Source organism: Adhaeretor mobilis, from assembly GCF_007741515.1.
GTDB classification, from domain to species: Bacteria; Planctomycetota; Planctomycetia; order Pirellulales; family Lacipirellulaceae; genus Adhaeretor; species Adhaeretor mobilis.
The window spans coordinates 1,908,429-1,923,960 of the sequence record NZ_CP036263.1 but is presented as its reverse complement, the minus strand read 5'-3'; the positions used below and the strand labels follow the sequence as shown (position 1 = coordinate 1,923,960).

Genomic DNA, 15,532 nt, shown 5'->3' with positions numbered 1-15,532 from the left:
CCGTAAGAAGTAGCCGTGCCACCAACTGGCTATGCGAGCATCTCAGAAAGGGGGGAAGTGCCCTCCTAGCGATGGCTCAACTGCATCAGGCAATCAATTCTGGAATTACGTGCGCGGGGACCACGCCAGTGAGCTTTTGATCCAATCCCTGGTAACGATAGGTGAATCGCTCGTGGTCGAATCCCATCAATTGTAAGATCGTGGCGTGGAAGTCGCGAATGTGGACCGGGTCTTTTACGATATTGTAGGAGAAATCATCTGTCTCTCCATAAATCGTGCCCCCCTTCGCACCACCCCCAGCCATCCACATGCTGAAGCAACGCGGGTGATGATCGCGCCCGTAATTGGTGGGTGAAAGCTGCCCCTGCGAATAAATGGTACGGCCAAACTCGCCGCCCCAAATCACAAGCGTCTCATCCAGCATGCCGCGTTGCTCTAAGTCTTCCAGCAGTGCATAGCAAGGCTTGTCGACGTCTTTGCACTGATCGGGTAGACGGCCGCCAACGTTCGAGTGGTGGTCCCAATTATTGTGGTAAATCTGTACGAAACGCACGCCTCGTTCTGTGAGGCGGCGCGCCATGAGTACGGAGTTGGCAAAGGTACCGGGCTTCTTCGCCTCTCCGCCATACATCTCGAATGTGTGATCGGACTCGCTGCTCAAGTCGGTCAACTCTGGGACACTTGCCTGCATGCGAAAAGCCATTTCGTATTGCTGCATGCGTGTGTGTGTGCGCGGGTCGCCCAGGTTGTGGTAGTTGATTTGGTTGAGCGCATTGATCCCGTCGATCGAGCGACGACGAAGCTCTCTGGGCACTCCCGGTGGATCGTTGATGTAGAGAATCGGGTCGCCCTGGCTACGGAATGAAACGCCGGCATGCTCGCCGGAAAGGTATCCGGCGCTCCACAGCCGTGACGAAATCGCCTGCTCCTGCTCCCGATTGCTGGGGATGGCCACCAGCACGACAAAAGCCGGTAAGTTTTCGTTGATTGCTCCCAAGCCATAAGACGCCCATGCGCCCAAGCACGGGCGACCGGCTACTTGATTGCCGGTTTGCATGGCGGCGATGGCCGGCTCGTGATTGATGGCCTCGGTATGGAGACTCCGAATCCAGCAGATGTCGTCCGCCTTTTTCGCAAGCCACGGCAGCATTTCTTGATTGAGCCACATGCCGCACTTACCGGCTTGCTTGAACTGGTACTTCGAGGGAGCGATCGGGAACCGAGCTTGCCCGCTCGTCATCGTTGTGAGTCGTTGACCTTTGCGAATTGAATCGGGCAAGTCTTGATCGTAGTAGTCGACCAAGCCGGGCTTGTAGTCGAACAAATCCATCTGCGAGGGCCCGCCGACCATGTGTAGATAGATCACCTGCTTCGCTCGCGGCAAGAAGTGCGTCTCAAGCGGCAGCCCACCACCGGTAGAGGCGTACGCAGAATCGCCACGCAACATGGCGAGAGCGGCCCCACCTAGCAGGTGCTTGCCGCTTGCCAGGAATTGCCGTCGAGTGAAATGGTCGTTCATGATTCGCCTACTATTCGCTACATGCCAAGCTACTTGTTGAGAGCTTCATCTAGATTCATGACCTGACTACAAACCATCGTCCAAGCGGCTAGAGTCGGTGCATCAAACCGTTCGGACGTCGGCGAATCGCCCACTTCGATCAGCTTCTTCGCATCCGCGGGGCTATTCTCATAGTGGCGCAGATAGTCTTCTTTGGAGCCGAGGAGGATCGAGCGTTCGTCTTCCGTGCACCTACGGGCAAGGACTCGCTGCGTTATATAAGTCAACGCTCCGTCGTCGCCTTTACCTGTCTCTAGGGCATGAAGTGCGAGGTGGCGCGCGGCCTCTACGAATTGCGGGTCATTAAGAGTCACCAGCGCCTGGAGCGGTGTATTGGTACGCTCGCGTTGCACCGTGCAAACCTCGCGACTGGGTGCGTTGAAGGCCTCCATATTCGGCGATGGGGCCATGCGCTTCCAGAAGTTGTAGATCGTACGACGATAAAGTCCCTCGCCCTGGTCCTGGGTGTAGTTCCGCGTGTCACCGCCGGGCAGACCCATGATCTCCCAGATATTCCCGGGCTGATAGGGCCTAGTGCCCGGCCCGTACATGCGGGGGGAAAGCAACCCACTCACGGAGAGAGCACTATCCCGAATCACTTCGCCATCCATGCGAAAGCGGGGTCCTCTTGAGAGCATCCCGTTGTCGGGGTCTTGCTCCAGCTTCTCAGGCGTGGTCGCAGCCGCTTGACGGTAAGTGGCACTCATGAAAATCTGCTTGAAAAAGCGTTTCACATCCCAACCGGAGTCGATGAAGTCTATTGCTAACCAATCGAGCAGCTTTTGATTGCTCGGTAGCGCGCCAGAAACGCCAAAGTCCTCCGGCGTGCTTACAATGCCTTGGCCGAACACTTCCAGCCAGAAGCGGTTGACGGTTACACGAGCCGTCAAAGGATTGCTCGGATCGACCACCCACTGCGCCAAGCCCATACGATTCAGTGGCGCATCTGCTGGAAAGGGGTGGAGCGATGCAGGAATAGCCGCAGTGACTTCTTCCCCTAATTGGTCGTACGCACCGCGCATGAGTACGTGCGCCACCGGCTGGGAATTTGGCTTCTCTTTTTGGATATGCGTGATTGGGGATCGCCCCTCAATGGTTTTCTTTTCAGCCTCAAGCTGTCCGAGCTGCTTAGCAATCGCTTGGTACTGGGGATCTTGCTCAGCGAGATAGTAGCCTTGAAGGACTGCCGTTTCTTCCTTACTTCGCTCCTCGAGTGATTTTGCCAATAACGCTCCCACAACGGTGCTCTTGGCAAGAGAGCGAACTTCCTCGGGGGCGAGTTGGCGATCGTAGATCCGCACATCTTGAACCATGCCTGAATCGAACACTTGGCCTTTGCTACGTTTGCCAATGAACAGTGGGACATCCGTGTGGAGAGTGGCATCATTCGTCAGAGAATCTCTTTCCACTTTCATTCCTGTGGGCTGACCATCGACATAAATCTTAATGCCAGCAGCCTTCGCCGAGCCGTCGTAAGTCACGAAGAAATGCTGCCACTTCGTAGGTTCGATAACATTCTGCGCGGTCGATACTTTGATGGCATTCTTATCCCAAGAATCGATGAGATGCACAGAGATGACATTGCCGCTATGCCACAAGTCCCAGCCACGGTGGTCCTTGTCCTGATCCATGCGAGCAAGAATGGCACCCGTCGCTCCCACATTGCCCCCTTGCTTGGTCGTCTTGACCCAGGCACCGTAGCTGAATGCTTGGTTTTTCTCGAAGTCGCCATAGTTCCCCACGTTGAGTGTCGAGCCCGTGCGGAATACTGGAGCCGGTCCCAGAGCACCATCGTCATGCCATTCGACGGGACCACTGAACTTTACTTTCGAAACAGTAGAAGCGTCGACGCGCACTTCCGTGCCGCTGCCTTCATCCAGCGGCACCTGGACCGCTAGACCGTCGCTCGGAATATTCCCAACCGAGTCAGGTGTAGCGTTGGCCAGCCATTTCTGAAAGTCGCCCTCGGAGTGTTCGGCCCGCTGTTTTTGGTGCTGCTTCGCTGCCGCAATCTCACCCGGCAAGGCATTCCAACGGGGGCGATCTACTTCGCTAGGAACCGTGAGTGTTGGCCCTTTGCCACCCTTCACATTGCCATCCAATGCGGGCGACTTGGTGTTGCGGAAGAAGGCAGCCAGAGAGTAATACTCCTTGGTGGAAAACGGATCGAACTTGTGATCGTGGCATTGGGCACAGTTAGTTGTGAGACCAAGGAATACCCAACCGAACGTCTGCACGCGATCAGCCGCATAGAGAGCGAGGTTCTCCTCGGCGATGGTGCCTCCTTCGTTTGTAGTGATATTACAGCGTTGGAAACCAGTAGCGATTAGCTGATCGGTATCCGGATTAGGAAGCAGGTCGCCCGCCAATTGCTCGACGGCAAATTGGTCGAACGGCTGATTCGCATTGAACGAGCGAATGACCCAATCGCGATAGGGCCACATCTCGCGGTAGTTGTCGAAGTGCAGACCATGCGTATCGGCATAGCGGGCTGCGTCAAGCCAATAGCGCGCACGATGCTCTCCCCAGGCAGGCATCTCCATGAGTCGGTCTATCCACTCGGAGAGCGCTCCGTCATGGCGTGCTTGGTAGTCGGCCACAAACTTCTGCACGTCTGCCGGCTTGGGTGGTAGGCCGATGATGTCCAAATGCAAACGACGAAACAGGGTTCGCGGGTTTGCTTCGGGGGCTGGTGCTAAACCTTCCTTTTCCAAACGCGAAAGCACCAAACTGTCGATAGCGTTCTTCACTCTCGACTGGTGCTCGACCGCTGGCGGCACGACACTCCTCGGCGGGATGTAGCCCCAGTGTGCCTCATACTCTGCTCCGGAATCGATCCACTGTTTGAGCAGTTGTTTTTGTTTGGGAGTAAGTTGCTTCTTCGTTTCTCGAGGTGGCATCAGGAGATCGGGATCGTCGGTGAAGATGCGTGCGATCAGCTCACTCTCCGCGGAGTCGCCCGGTGCAATCGCGCCGTACTCCAGCGCCGCCTCTCGCTGATCGAGTCTGAGGTCTGCCTCTCGTGATGCGCTATCAACACCATGGCACGCGAAGCAATTCTCCGTGAGGATCGGTCGAACGTCACGATTGTATTCGAGAGTTTCCGCAGCGGCGAATGATACCCAAACCGTCGCAAGCAATAAGGCTGCAATTGAATTCTGTCGAAACATGATCGTCCCAAGAGTCTAAGAACGCATATGAAACCAGGGGGTCTACTAATTTGCAGCAGGGCCCTTCTCCCCTCCTTGCAGTGGCACGCTAACATTATAAGCACAAAGCTACCGAGCGTCTTTGGGGTGTACTTCAGAATTCGCCGGGGATTGTCAGGGCTATTCGCAAAAAACTATGGAACCGTGTCCGCTCGGGCCTGTACGATAACACGCCGCCGTGCGGCATAGCGTTTGAGAAGCTCGTCAACAGCAACCCCGCCAAGAATGACCAGCCCAATGACGGCGAATTCAATCTTATTAGGAATCTGATCGATCATGGTGATCGAGTTCTTGAGCACCCGCATCACCGCCGTGCCGAGAATGACCCCAAGTATGGATCCTTCCCCCCCGCGCAAGCTGCACCCACCGAGCACCGCGGCAGCGATCGCATACAGTTCGTAGAAATTCCCGAAGTCGACCGGTTGAGCGGAGCCTACATCGCAGACAAACAACAGGCCGCCCAACCCGGCCAGCAGCGAGCAAAGAACGTAGGCGAGGATGATCATGCGATCGGTATTGATGCCGCTGTAACGGGCCGCTTCTTCATTGCGTCCCAATGCCAACAAGTACCGCCCATAGATCGTCAAATTGAGAAACACGGCCGCGCCGATTGCGACGACCAACAGAATAAGACACGGCACCGGAATGCCGATCTCGGTGCCGGGCAAGGGGATCACGCCGAGAGCAATCTGTCGCAGTCCGTCGAATTGACCTTTGAAACCGGTCGTTTGATCGTCTAGAAATCCGCGCGTGACACCGCGATAAATGAGCAGTCCGCATAACGTCACGACGAACGGCTGGAGCTTTAACTTCGTAATCAGCAGCCCGTGCAGTAGGCCAATGCCCAATGACACCAGCAGAATCACGAGCAAGGTAAGGGGAACGCCCCAGCCTTGGTCGACTAATAGCCAGGGCACTAAACAGCCAACTAAACACACGACTGATCCAATCGAAAGGTCAATCCCCGCAGTTATAATGACCAGCGCAACACCGATGGAAATGATTCCGAACAGCGCCGTGCGACGGATAAGATTCTCAATGTTGAAGTCGCTGAGGAATCCTTCTGAAAACAAAGCTGTGAGCACGCACACAAAAGTTAGCAGGCCAAAAATTCCGAGGTTCTTTTTCACAGTGGTTTTTCAGTGAATTGGGTTTCAGTTTGCGGGGACGGTTGCGGGGACTCTCGGTGAGCTTCCTGTGGCAAGTTGCATGACGGCCTCCTCGGTGAGTTGGTCGCGAGCAAGCTGCCCCGTGATCTGTCCCTCGTGCATCACGAGCACCCGATCGGACATGCTCAGCACCTCTTCCATTTCACTGGACACAAACAGAATTGCAACACCCTGCTCCGCCAGTTCTTCCATCAGGCGATAGATTTCCTGCTTCGCACCAATGTCCACCCCGCGGGTAGGCTCATCGAGCAACAACACACGCGGCTGCATAGCCAGCCATTTCCCGAGCACAACTTTCTGTTGATTCCCACCGGACAGATATTGAGCCTGCTGCTGGTCGTCCGTACTCTTGATGTGCATCTCTTCGCTCATCTGGGCGGAATCTTCTCGCTCGCGTGTTGTGTTTAGAAAACCAAAGCGGCGTTGGTGTCGCGCTAGCCCGGGCGTGCCGATGTTCTGACGGATACTCATGTCCAGGAACAGCCCCTGCTGTTTGCGGTCCTCAGGGACCAGCGCCAACCCAGCATCGATGGCATCGCGTGGATTGGTAATTGCGATTGGCTTCCCCGCAACTTTGATTTCCAGCGAGTTGGCTGGAGTCACGCCGAATAGCGCGCATAAGACCTCAGTGCGCCCTGCACCGACAAGCCCCGCCAAGCCCACGATTTCTCCCGCTGCGACCGAAAACTGCAACGCATGCTGTGGGAAAGTCGTAGTGCGCAGGTTCGTCACTTCCAAGAGTGGAGCGCCGATGTCGTGATCTTCGCGTGCGTAGAATTGCGAGATATCACGTCCCACCATGAGTTGCACCATGCTGTCGTGATCGATCTCGTTGCGCTGCAAAGTGCCAGCAATTTCGCCATCACGCAGCACGGTCACTCGATCAGCAAGCTCGCTGACCTCGCCTAGCCGATGCGAAATGTAAATAATCGCCACGTGCTGATCGCGCAACTGCTTGATAACGGCGAACAATTGTTCCGCTTCGTGCTGAGTGAGGCTCGAAGTGGGCTCGTCCATGATCAGGATCTTCGCCGTCGCTGAGAGCGCCTTGGCGATCTCGACCATCTGCTGCTTGCCAATCGTTAATTGATCAACCACAGTCTTTGGCGACACGTCGAGCGAGATCAAATCGAGATACTCTTGCGATTGTCGATTGATGCTTGCAAAGTCGATGAAGACCCGTCGATGCGGTTCGCGTCCCAAGAAAATGTTCGCACCCACATTCAAGTTGTCGGCAAGATTCAGCTCCTGATGAATCATCGAAATGCCCAACTCCAGTGCTGTATGCACGGAGTCAATCACAGCGGGCTCACCGTGGAGGAACACTCCCCCTGAGTCCGGCAGTTGCACACCTGCCAGTATTTTCATGAGGGTGCTCTTGCCGGCGCCGTTCTCGCCTATGACGGCGTGTACTTCTCCAGCGCGAATGTCCAGGTCCACGTCCTTGAGAGCACACACGCCCGAATAATGTTTCGTCACGCCACGTACCTCTAGTAGTGGCAAAGCGAGCGCAGCAGGGGCGTCAATGGTCGACATGAAGATAAGGGAGAGCTATTGCCCCAAGTTCGCCTTAAGCTCGGTCCAAAATTCGTCCACGTTGTCTTGCCGAATTTTGCGAGCTGGGATGTCCATGAATTTATTTTTGCCAAAGCCGAGCTCATCGAGCGATTTCCCGCGGACTATCCCCGCAAGCACCAGCACCGACTGCCGACCGTACTCAAACGGATTCTGCACAACGGTGCCGTACATGTGCCCTTCTTTGATAGCTTGCAGCGTTTCGTCCGCTTCGTCGAAGCCCACGACTTTAATCTCACCCAATTTATCGGCTTGCTTGAGCGCTTCCAAGATGAGCGGAGGATTGAAAGCAAACAGCCCTACCATGCCGGCGAGATCCGGGTGTCGCGACATGGCATCCTCAGCATTGGCCTTGCCTTGGGCGCGATCGAATTGGTCGGTGTACGTTCCCACTATGTCCCATTTCCCTTCTTTGATTCGCTCATCGGTTGGATCGATGCGTGAATCGTCTTGGCTTCGTCCGAGAATTTGATCGATCAGTCCCTGCCGGCGGCGCTTGGCATTGTCTTGCTCGAGTCGGCCAGCGAAGATTGCCACCTTGCCGCCCTCGGGTAGAGCTATCTCAAGAAGTTCGCCGCACATTCGACCGGCGAGATAGTTGTCCATGCCAATGTAAGCGATACGGTCGCTCCCCGGGGCATCGGAGTCCTGCGTGATGAGCTTTGTGTACTTGGCCGCTTTGTTGAGAAGCCCCTTTTGATTTTCCGAATCAATCGGGCTAATTGCGATGCCATCGACGCCTTTGGTGATCATGTCTTCGACCATGCGTTTCTGATCACTCAAGCCCTCAGAAGGCATAAGTACGGTGACCTCGGCATCCACTTCCTTGCCCGCCGCTTTGGCCCCTGCTTCGCCAATGACCCAGAACGAAGCAACGCCATTGGTAATGTAGGCTACATGAGGCTTATCGCCTCTTTTGTCACTGGTGCCCGAACTTGCGGTGGGACCGCTCTTAGAACAACCCAACGGAGCGACGAGTAGTACGATAAGAAGTAGACTATGGAGCCGATTCATCGGGCAACCTATTGTGAGAAGAGAATTCACTGAGAGCCCATGCAGAGTCTCCCTGAAGTCTCAAGTCTAGTCGGGTAATTATGTGGGAACAAGTCTGAGACAACGGCGCTGGCTCAAGTGGGAAGCTCTTGTTATACCGCGGCTACTCCTCGCTAGCCCTAATCTTCGGCAACTTCACTTTCCGCTGGTGGCTTGTCCCTCGATGGGCTGGATCCATCGAGGGGTTCTAGCAAGATGTCCTTGAACCACACGGTCATCGGCTTACCTTGGTGCACTTGCAAGGCGATTACACCGCGGTCGCACTTTTTCTTGTGATTGTCCGTTACATCGACCGTCACTTTGCCATCCAGCTTATGGACGAGACGATTACCGCGGGCTTCTATGGTGTATTGATGCCACTTTGCCAGGTCAATCGGCTTGAGCTTCCCTCCCTCTTTCAGTGGGCTCTCGACTTTCTCCTCCTCGATTTCCATTTTCTGCCCGCGCAATGCGATAATGTGCCGGCCGGTGCCTTCGCCAAAGAGCATGGCGGTATAAGGTGGGTTGGCATGGATGTCCATTTGATAGCCGGCTACAGCCCACATCTTAGGGTTGGTCACTTGACTGCGATATTGCACTCCCGAGTTGTTGTCCCCTGCGAGGCGCGCCTTGAACTGCAAGCGAAAGTCAGCAAACTCCCCGCCCTGATAGATAAGGAACGTGTTACTCTCAATCTTGGTGCCGATCGTGCTCCCCACGATCTGCCCGTCCTGTACCGACCAAAGCTTGGGATCACCTTCCCAACCCGCTAGATCTTTGCCGTTGAACAGCTCAATTTTCTTAGCTGACGGCTTCTTTTCTGCCGCCTGCTTTTCCGCCCTCTCCTCTGTTGCCGTGGCGCTCTCTTGCCCTTTCGCAATTAGCGGCGCATTAAGAAACAGGAGAGAAATCGCCACAGCGAGCCCGACGCCTGGGAATGGACAACAGTTTGGCAATCGGTTTGTCATCGCTTTTTTGCCTCGAAGCAAGGAGAGGTTGTCGCCTACAGATTCACCCAGGCGCGCTCACTGCCCGACTTGAGCACGGCATCACAAACCGCTTGCGTCTCCAGCGCTTCGCGGAAGGTGGGGCTGGTCGGTTGTCCGCTTTCCAGATTGGCAAGAAAATCGGCCACTTGGTGAATGAAACTGTGTTCGTACCCAATCGACAAGCCGGGGACCCACCACTTGTCCATGTAGGGCATTTCGCCTTCAGTAATGTGAATCGAGCGCCAACCCCGTACGTTGGAATCGTCGGCATGGTCGAAATACTCGAGCCGATTTAAATCGTGGAGGTCCCAGCGAATGGATGCATTCGCGCCATTGATTTCCAGGGTGTATAGCGCCTTGTGCCCGCGTGCGTAACGCGTGGATTCAAACAGACCAAGCGAGCCATTCTCGAAGTGGCACATGAAGGCGCACGCATCGTCGATGCCCACCGATTCAACTTTCTTAGTCTCCGCGTGCATACGTTCTTTCACGAACGTCTCGGTCATGGCGCTCACGTCCTTGATCGAGCCATTGAGCCAGATTGCGGTATCGATGCAATGCGCAAGCAAGTCGCCCGTAACGCCCGAACCGGCTGCCGCGGAGTCAAGTCGCCACGTTGCCGCACCACCCTGGGGCACATCCGTGGCGATGGTCCAATCTTGCAGAAAGTTGGAGCGGTAATGATAGATGCGGCCCAGCTTACCCTCGTCGACCAACTGTTTGGCAAGTGAAACGGCTGGGATCCGGCGGTAGTTGTACCACACGGTGTTTGCTACGCCGGCGTCCTCAACCGCCTGACACATTTCCTCGCCTCCAGCCACGTCCATGGCAAGCGGTTTTTCACACAGCACCATCTTGCCCGCCTTGGCGACTGCTATGGCAATTTCCTTATGCAAATTGTTGGGGACGCATATATCGACGGCGTCGATGTCCTCGCGAGCAACCAACTGCTGCCAGTCGGTTTCATGAGATGCATAGCCCCACTGTTCGGCGAACGCCTTCACCTTCGTTTCGTCGCGTCCGCAGACGGCTTGTAGAATGGGGCGGTACTTTAGTTCTGGGAAGAAATCGTTCACCCGCTTGTAAGCATTCGTGTGAACCCGGCCCATGAAGCCGTAGCCGATCATTCCAATTCTTAACGGTTGACTCACAGCTTCGACTCCCTGTTCATTGTTTTTGCGGTTCGGACGACTTTCGCAATTCTATTCCTGCCAGCCGTGCGCGTCGCGCACACTAACCATGGCGGACAGGACCTTGTTCCAAGTTTCCTGGTTGAGCATCGTTTCGTTGGGGAACATGCAGCCATCCCAACAAATATGGCGACACGTTTTTGTCAATTCGCCCGACTCGTCTCGCAGCCAGTAGCCCGCTGCCTCGGCAATGTCGAGCTTTCCGTTGGGATCGTCCGGCAGGCAGTGCCGCCCCGTTTTGTCGTGCGAGCCTGAGCCGAACACGGTCGCGTCGTTCTGAGCCACGTGGAAATCAATTGTCCAAGGGCGCAGCGTGTCGGTAAGCTTCTTGTATTGCTCGTAAAATGCTGCCTTGTCACTCCAATCGTGGTCAGCCGGCAACAACGCATCGTCGGGGGCGTTGTATCCCATCAGATAGAGCAAAGTGTGAGCCATATCAGCCTGTAAACCCAGCGTCTCAGGGCGACCGACCAACTCCAACAGTTCGGCCATCGCGCGCCAGCTATGCATGCCTCCCCAGCAGATTTCCCCCTCCGCAGCTAAGCGTTCGCCATGTTTGCTGGCAATGTCACATGCTTTGTTGAACGTATCGGCAATGGCGCGTTGGTTCTTCTCCCTGTCCGCTGCCCAACTACCCGGATCGCAAGCGGAATCAATGCGAATCACACCGTTAGGCCTTACGCCCAGCTCACGTAATTGTGCGCCAATCTGGCAGGCTTTTTCGACTTGGCCTAGAAATGCTGCACACTCCTTCTCATCGCCCATAGACGAGCCACCACCCAGCGGCGGCCAGACGGGTGCGACGAGCGAGCCGATCTCCAGCCCACGCTTTGTGACAGCTTCGGCCAAGGCACTTAACTGGTCAGGCGTTGAATCGATGCCCACGTGCGGCTCGCTCAGAATCAAGTCGATCCCATCAAACTTGGTGCCGTTCACTTCGGCGCCCGCAGTCAGATCAAGCAGAGCGTCCAACTCGATTGGCGGCTCGCTGTCGTCCCCCTTGCCCACGATCCCGGGCCAAGCGGCGTTGTGCAATTTTGGGTAGTTGTTTGACATGGTTAGAGCTTACTTATCTTGAATGCAGTGTTGATCAGAATTTGTGCGTGAGGGACTGAAAGCCAGAACTTTTTTACCACTAAGGACACAAAGAGCACAAAATTAAATCGCTCAAACTTTGTGTCCTTTGTGGTTTAAAGATTTCCTAGAAAGGCTCTTACACTCCAGGAGTCATCGTCGGATTCACGCCTGGCCCAAAATGTTTCAGCATGACGATCGGGTCGGTCTTGCTGGGATTAGATATCGTGACTCCTTCTTTTGCAGCGCTCGCTGAAACGAAGTACTCGTCGTGCGTCAGTTGCCCGAAACGAATCAGTGAGGGCGTTTCGATATCCCAAACGCCCAGTTTGCCGTGGCCTTGCAAGACGATCAGCCCGTAGGCACCATTGTCTTTAACCGTGACGGTGCTGCCGGGGAGGATGGTTAGCTCTTTAGCGCTGTAAGCGTCACTAAGGTAGCAAATCCACTTGTCCTCGTAACCTTCGCTACGCATTTGTTTCAGATCATTCACGGGGATCGGTTCCATGAAGTGATTTGCTTTGAAGTTCGGGTCGACGTTCTGCTCCCAGTCGAGCACTTCAATCAGGTAATCAAAATTTCCGACTTCGTCCTTGGGTGTATCTTTCCAGAGCAACTCTTCGGGAATCACCTTGTCATGGGAAACCGACTCGTACATGGCAAATACATCGGAGGCCCGTTGCGGCTCGTAAGTACACATGCTTCCGGGCGCGTGGAGAACGCCTGGCGGAATATCCCACCCCGTGCCGGGCGTCAGACAATACGCGGCTGACATGTCCGTGATGCGATTGTCGCCCTCAGTGAAGCGCACCAACGCGTCGCGGAGTTGATCTTTGGTCACTCCTGGCGAGAGACCCATGAACGTGTAGGGAAAATCACCGCCGTGGTTATTCACTTGCGGGGGAAAGTAGTAAGCCTCTGGCTTGCCCTTGGCATTGACGCGTGCGGCGTACTCGTCGTTGTGGTGAATGTGAAATGGCAGCGCGCCCTGATTGTCGAAAAACTTAGAGTACATGGGCCAGCACTGGTGCTCGTCCCACAGGTCGTCGCCAAGAATCTGCCCCTTCAGCTCATCTACCGCGTCGCGTAACGTGATCATCTCCGTCGAACCGCCATCCTCAACAGCAACGTGGCTCAGTCCCTCGTTCTTGCTGGTGAGCGGTCCATTGTCTGCGGGTGTCGTGGAAGAAAACCAGCGCTCGTCAATACCACCCCGGTTGCCCCCCAAAGCGTAGTAGTCGTCCGGATGCAGCTTGATTCGCTTACCGGGGATACAGAACGAACGCGGCACCCAAGTAGGTGTCAGTCGCACCACGCCCTGCCCTTGGTCTAGTGCCTTGTTGGCGATTGCCTGCGTGCTCATATCGCTCCTTAGGTTCTTAAGGTTTCCGTTGGTTCAATTGTAGGAGTCCTCAGAGACTAGCAAAAGTGGGGAGAGTTTTCGACGAGGTGCCGCGAAAATATGAGAGAAAGTGCCGCCCGCTTTTGGTAGATTTGTCTCTTGGGCAATCCGGAATAGCGAATGCTCAAGTTACCTGCACCAATCGATCAGTCGATTTATCACCTACTAGTGACGTATTAGCTATGGCCATCAAGACCTGGACTCTCACTGACAAGTCCACAATGACTCACGAAAGTGCATGCCGTATTTCTTCCGCGGATATGCCAAAAACAGCATGCAAGTGGAGTGTCACACAGCGAACCTTGCACGGAGGACTGAGCGACGGCGTTGACCTCATCGAAATCGACAACGGTCGGTTGCGCATCTTTGTACTACCAACACGCGGCATGGGCGTCTGGAAGGCGCAGCTAGATGATTCAGTCATCGGCTGGAAGTCCCCAGTACGCGGCCCCGTGCATCCAGGCCATGTGCCACTATTTGAACCAAGCGGCTTGGGCTGGCTGGAGGGATTCGACGAGTTCATTGTGCGCTGTGGATTGGAAAGCAATGGTGCGCCAGAATTTGATGATCAGGGACGTTTGCGTTATCCGCTTCACGGTCGCATCGCGAATCGCCCGGCCTATTTTGTTGATGTGACCGTCGATGATGTAGCGCAAACGATCAGCGTGCGAGGTTTCGTGGAAGAGACGCGTTTCCACTTCCAGAAACTCCGCCTAGAAGCTTCGCTCACGACCGCGTTCGATTCAACCGAGTTCAAGCTCAACGACCGCGTGGAAAACTATGGTGGCACCGCTGCCGGAATGCAAATGCTCTATCACATCAACATTGGGGAGCCACGCCTGGCGCCAGGCGACCAGTTCGTTGCGCCGGTCCGCAACCGCACCTTGAGAGAGGGTACGCGTGATGATCGAACCGGCGACGACCAAGCTAGCGGCTGGGACACCTACGGGCCACCGGTCGCCGGCCAAGGCGAGACATGCTACTACATGGATCTAGCCGCTGATGACTCTGGCCGCTCGCAAGTCTTGCTCAAACACAACGCAGGAACCGCCGGCACGGCCGTAAGTTTCGACACCAACACGCTGCCCTGCTTCACGCTCTGGAAGAACCCGGCAGCCAGCGAAGACGGCTATGTAACTGGTATGGAGCCAGGCACCAACTTCCCGAACACGCGCAACGTGGAAGCGCAGAGTGGCCGAGTGGTTATGCTAGAGTCGGGAGCCAGTTGGTCGACGGAGATCGGCGTGCGTTGCTTGACGAGCGCTAAGGAAGTGTACGCCGTCGAGGGAGAGATTTGTCAACTGGGCGTATCGAGAGGAGAGTTATCTTGAACACAGAGACCGAACAATCTCCTGATGATGCAATTTTGAAGCAAGATAAAACCTCTACTGTACCAATGCTCCGTGGTTTCCGGTGGCAACTGATTCCTGTCAGCTTCATTGGATTGGTTGGTTGCCTATCTCTTGGATTAGGACTTTTTGCGGGTCTTATCATGGCGTACATAGCCATGACTGGGCAGCCCTTATACGAGCCCGGGCCAACTAGGGTTGACACCCAGGGGGTAGCCACAATGTTCGGAGGCGTCGCAGTTGGCTTAGTGCTCATTTATTCAGCACGGCAATGGTGGCGAGGGCATTGGCTTAAGTCAATTCTTTTGATTGTTCTGTGTGTCGGTGTTGGTAAAGGCATAGAGCTCGTGACTAAGGCCGTAAATTCAAGTCCTCAGCGCCTTGAAAGAAAACCCACAGAGAGTAACGCAAAAGCCCTGATTCCATTCGATGTGCCGGAATCTAATTTAACAGTAATGCTCCCAAAACAGCCTACAGCTGAGCACTTGGTGGCAAACACAGAGCTCGGCCTCGTTGGCATTCAACTGTATGAAACTGAAGAGACAATTTCAGGCAGCTCGACATTCGTTTGCTATGCAGTAAGCGTCAATACGTATACAGATGGATTCATAGAAAGTATTGCTTCCGAGAATGACGGAGATTTTCTCAAGGGATTAGCCGTTGGTGGGCTTCGGAAGCGCCCGGGCAGCAAGGTAATTGCTCGCAAAACAACCATGCTTTACGGTTTACCGGGAGTGGCAGAACGCATTGTGATGCCCGGGGGTCGGACTGACGAGCTTAGGAAGGACATGCCAGTAGTTGTCCATCGTCACTATTACCAAGAGGAGGACCGAGTATATAGTTTTCAAATACTGACGCTAGAAACGATGTACGAAAAGGCTCCCGAAGAATTCAATCGAATAGCCGATGAGTTCTTTGGTTCGATTAGCACGCGAGTTCGCAGCGAAGTCCACTAATATGCTTAGCCCAGAGTTCAACCCCACAC

Annotated in this window: 11 protein-coding genes; 2 read left to right on the top strand and 9 right to left on the bottom strand. The window is 55.0% G+C overall.

Going from position 1 to position 15,532, the window contains the following annotated elements:
- Positions 1–85 precede the first annotated feature (85 nt).
- The 9 genes from HG15A2_RS07525 to HG15A2_RS07485 form a co-directional block, all read right to left on the bottom strand.
- On the bottom strand, positions 86–1,519 hold the full coding sequence (locus HG15A2_RS07525) for a DUF1501 domain-containing protein (protein WP_145059340.1): 1,434 nt from the start codon (positions 1,517–1,519) through the stop codon (positions 86–88).
- Positions 1,520–1,548: 29 nt separating this feature from the next.
- Positions 1,549–4,728 (bottom strand): DUF1553 domain-containing protein, encoded by a 3,180-nt coding sequence (locus tag HG15A2_RS07520; RefSeq protein WP_145059338.1) that lies wholly within the window; start codon positions 4,726–4,728, stop codon positions 1,549–1,551.
- 173 nt (positions 4,729–4,901) lie between these two features.
- Positions 4,902–5,897, bottom strand: coding sequence for an ABC transporter permease (locus tag HG15A2_RS07515; protein WP_145059336.1), 996 nt, complete (start codon positions 5,895–5,897; stop codon positions 4,902–4,904).
- Between the two features lie 24 nt (positions 5,898–5,921).
- Entirely contained in the window at positions 5,922–7,472 is a 1,551-nt protein-coding gene (locus HG15A2_RS07510; protein ID WP_145059334.1) for a sugar ABC transporter ATP-binding protein, read from the bottom strand.
- Between the two features lie 15 nt (positions 7,473–7,487).
- Positions 7,488–8,525 (bottom strand): sugar-binding protein, encoded by a 1,038-nt coding sequence (locus HG15A2_RS07505; protein ID WP_145059332.1) that lies wholly within the window; start codon positions 8,523–8,525, stop codon positions 7,488–7,490.
- A 158-nt stretch (positions 8,526–8,683) separates the two neighbouring features.
- Positions 8,684–9,511: a 3-keto-disaccharide hydrolase gene (locus HG15A2_RS07500; protein ID WP_145059330.1), complete on the bottom strand. Its 828-nt coding sequence runs from the start codon at positions 9,509–9,511 to the stop codon at positions 8,684–8,686.
- A 35-nt stretch (positions 9,512–9,546) separates the two neighbouring features.
- Complete coding sequence (locus HG15A2_RS07495) at positions 9,547–10,659, bottom strand: Gfo/Idh/MocA family protein (protein ID WP_145063965.1); 1,113 nt, start codon at positions 10,657–10,659, stop codon at positions 9,547–9,549.
- A 75-nt stretch (positions 10,660–10,734) separates the two neighbouring features.
- Positions 10,735–11,778, bottom strand: a complete 1,044-nt coding sequence (locus tag HG15A2_RS07490) for a sugar phosphate isomerase/epimerase family protein (protein WP_145059328.1) — start codon at positions 11,776–11,778, stop codon at positions 10,735–10,737.
- Between the two features lie 157 nt (positions 11,779–11,935).
- A complete protein-coding gene (locus HG15A2_RS07485; protein WP_145059326.1) occupies positions 11,936–13,159 on the bottom strand; it encodes a cupin domain-containing protein in 1,224 nt (407 codons plus the stop codon).
- 221 nt (positions 13,160–13,380) lie between these two features.
- Between HG15A2_RS07485 and HG15A2_RS07480 the strand changes: the two genes are divergently transcribed.
- Both HG15A2_RS07480 and HG15A2_RS07475 read left to right on the top strand, forming a co-directional pair.
- Positions 13,381–14,529, top strand: coding sequence for an aldose 1-epimerase family protein (locus HG15A2_RS07480; protein ID WP_145059324.1), 1,149 nt, complete (start codon positions 13,381–13,383; stop codon positions 14,527–14,529).
- The gene (locus HG15A2_RS07475; protein ID WP_145059322.1) at positions 14,526–15,503 is read left to right on the top strand and encodes a hypothetical protein; all 978 of its coding nucleotides are present in this window, start codon (positions 14,526–14,528) and stop codon (positions 15,501–15,503) included. The genes HG15A2_RS07480 and HG15A2_RS07475 overlap by 4 nt, the downstream gene beginning before the upstream one ends.
- Positions 15,504–15,532: the final 29 nt, after the last annotated feature.

Coding starts and splice junctions, on each gene's coding strand:
- HG15A2_RS07495 (WP_145063965.1), bottom strand. CDS start 10,659: ATGATCGGCTACGGCTTCATGGGCCGGGTTCACACGAATGCTTACAAG.
- HG15A2_RS07505 (WP_145059332.1), bottom strand. CDS start 8,525: ATGAATCGGCTCCATAGTCTACTTCTTATCGTACTACTCGTCGCTCCG.
- HG15A2_RS07525 (WP_145059340.1), bottom strand. CDS start 1,519: ATGAACGACCATTTCACTCGACGGCAATTCCTGGCAAGCGGCAAGCAC.
- HG15A2_RS07485 (WP_145059326.1), bottom strand. CDS start 13,159: ATGAGCACGCAGGCAATCGCCAACAAGGCACTAGACCAAGGGCAGGGC.
- HG15A2_RS07490 (WP_145059328.1), bottom strand. CDS start 11,778: ATGTCAAACAACTACCCAAAATTGCACAACGCCGCTTGGCCCGGGATC.
- HG15A2_RS07480 (WP_145059324.1), top strand. CDS start 13,381: ATGGCCATCAAGACCTGGACTCTCACTGACAAGTCCACAATGACTCAC.
- HG15A2_RS07500 (WP_145059330.1), bottom strand. CDS start 9,511: ATGACAAACCGATTGCCAAACTGTTGTCCATTCCCAGGCGTCGGGCTC.
- HG15A2_RS07510 (WP_145059334.1), bottom strand. CDS start 7,472: ATGTCGACCATTGACGCCCCTGCTGCGCTCGCTTTGCCACTACTAGAG.
- HG15A2_RS07520 (WP_145059338.1), bottom strand. CDS start 4,728: ATGTTTCGACAGAATTCAATTGCAGCCTTATTGCTTGCGACGGTTTGG.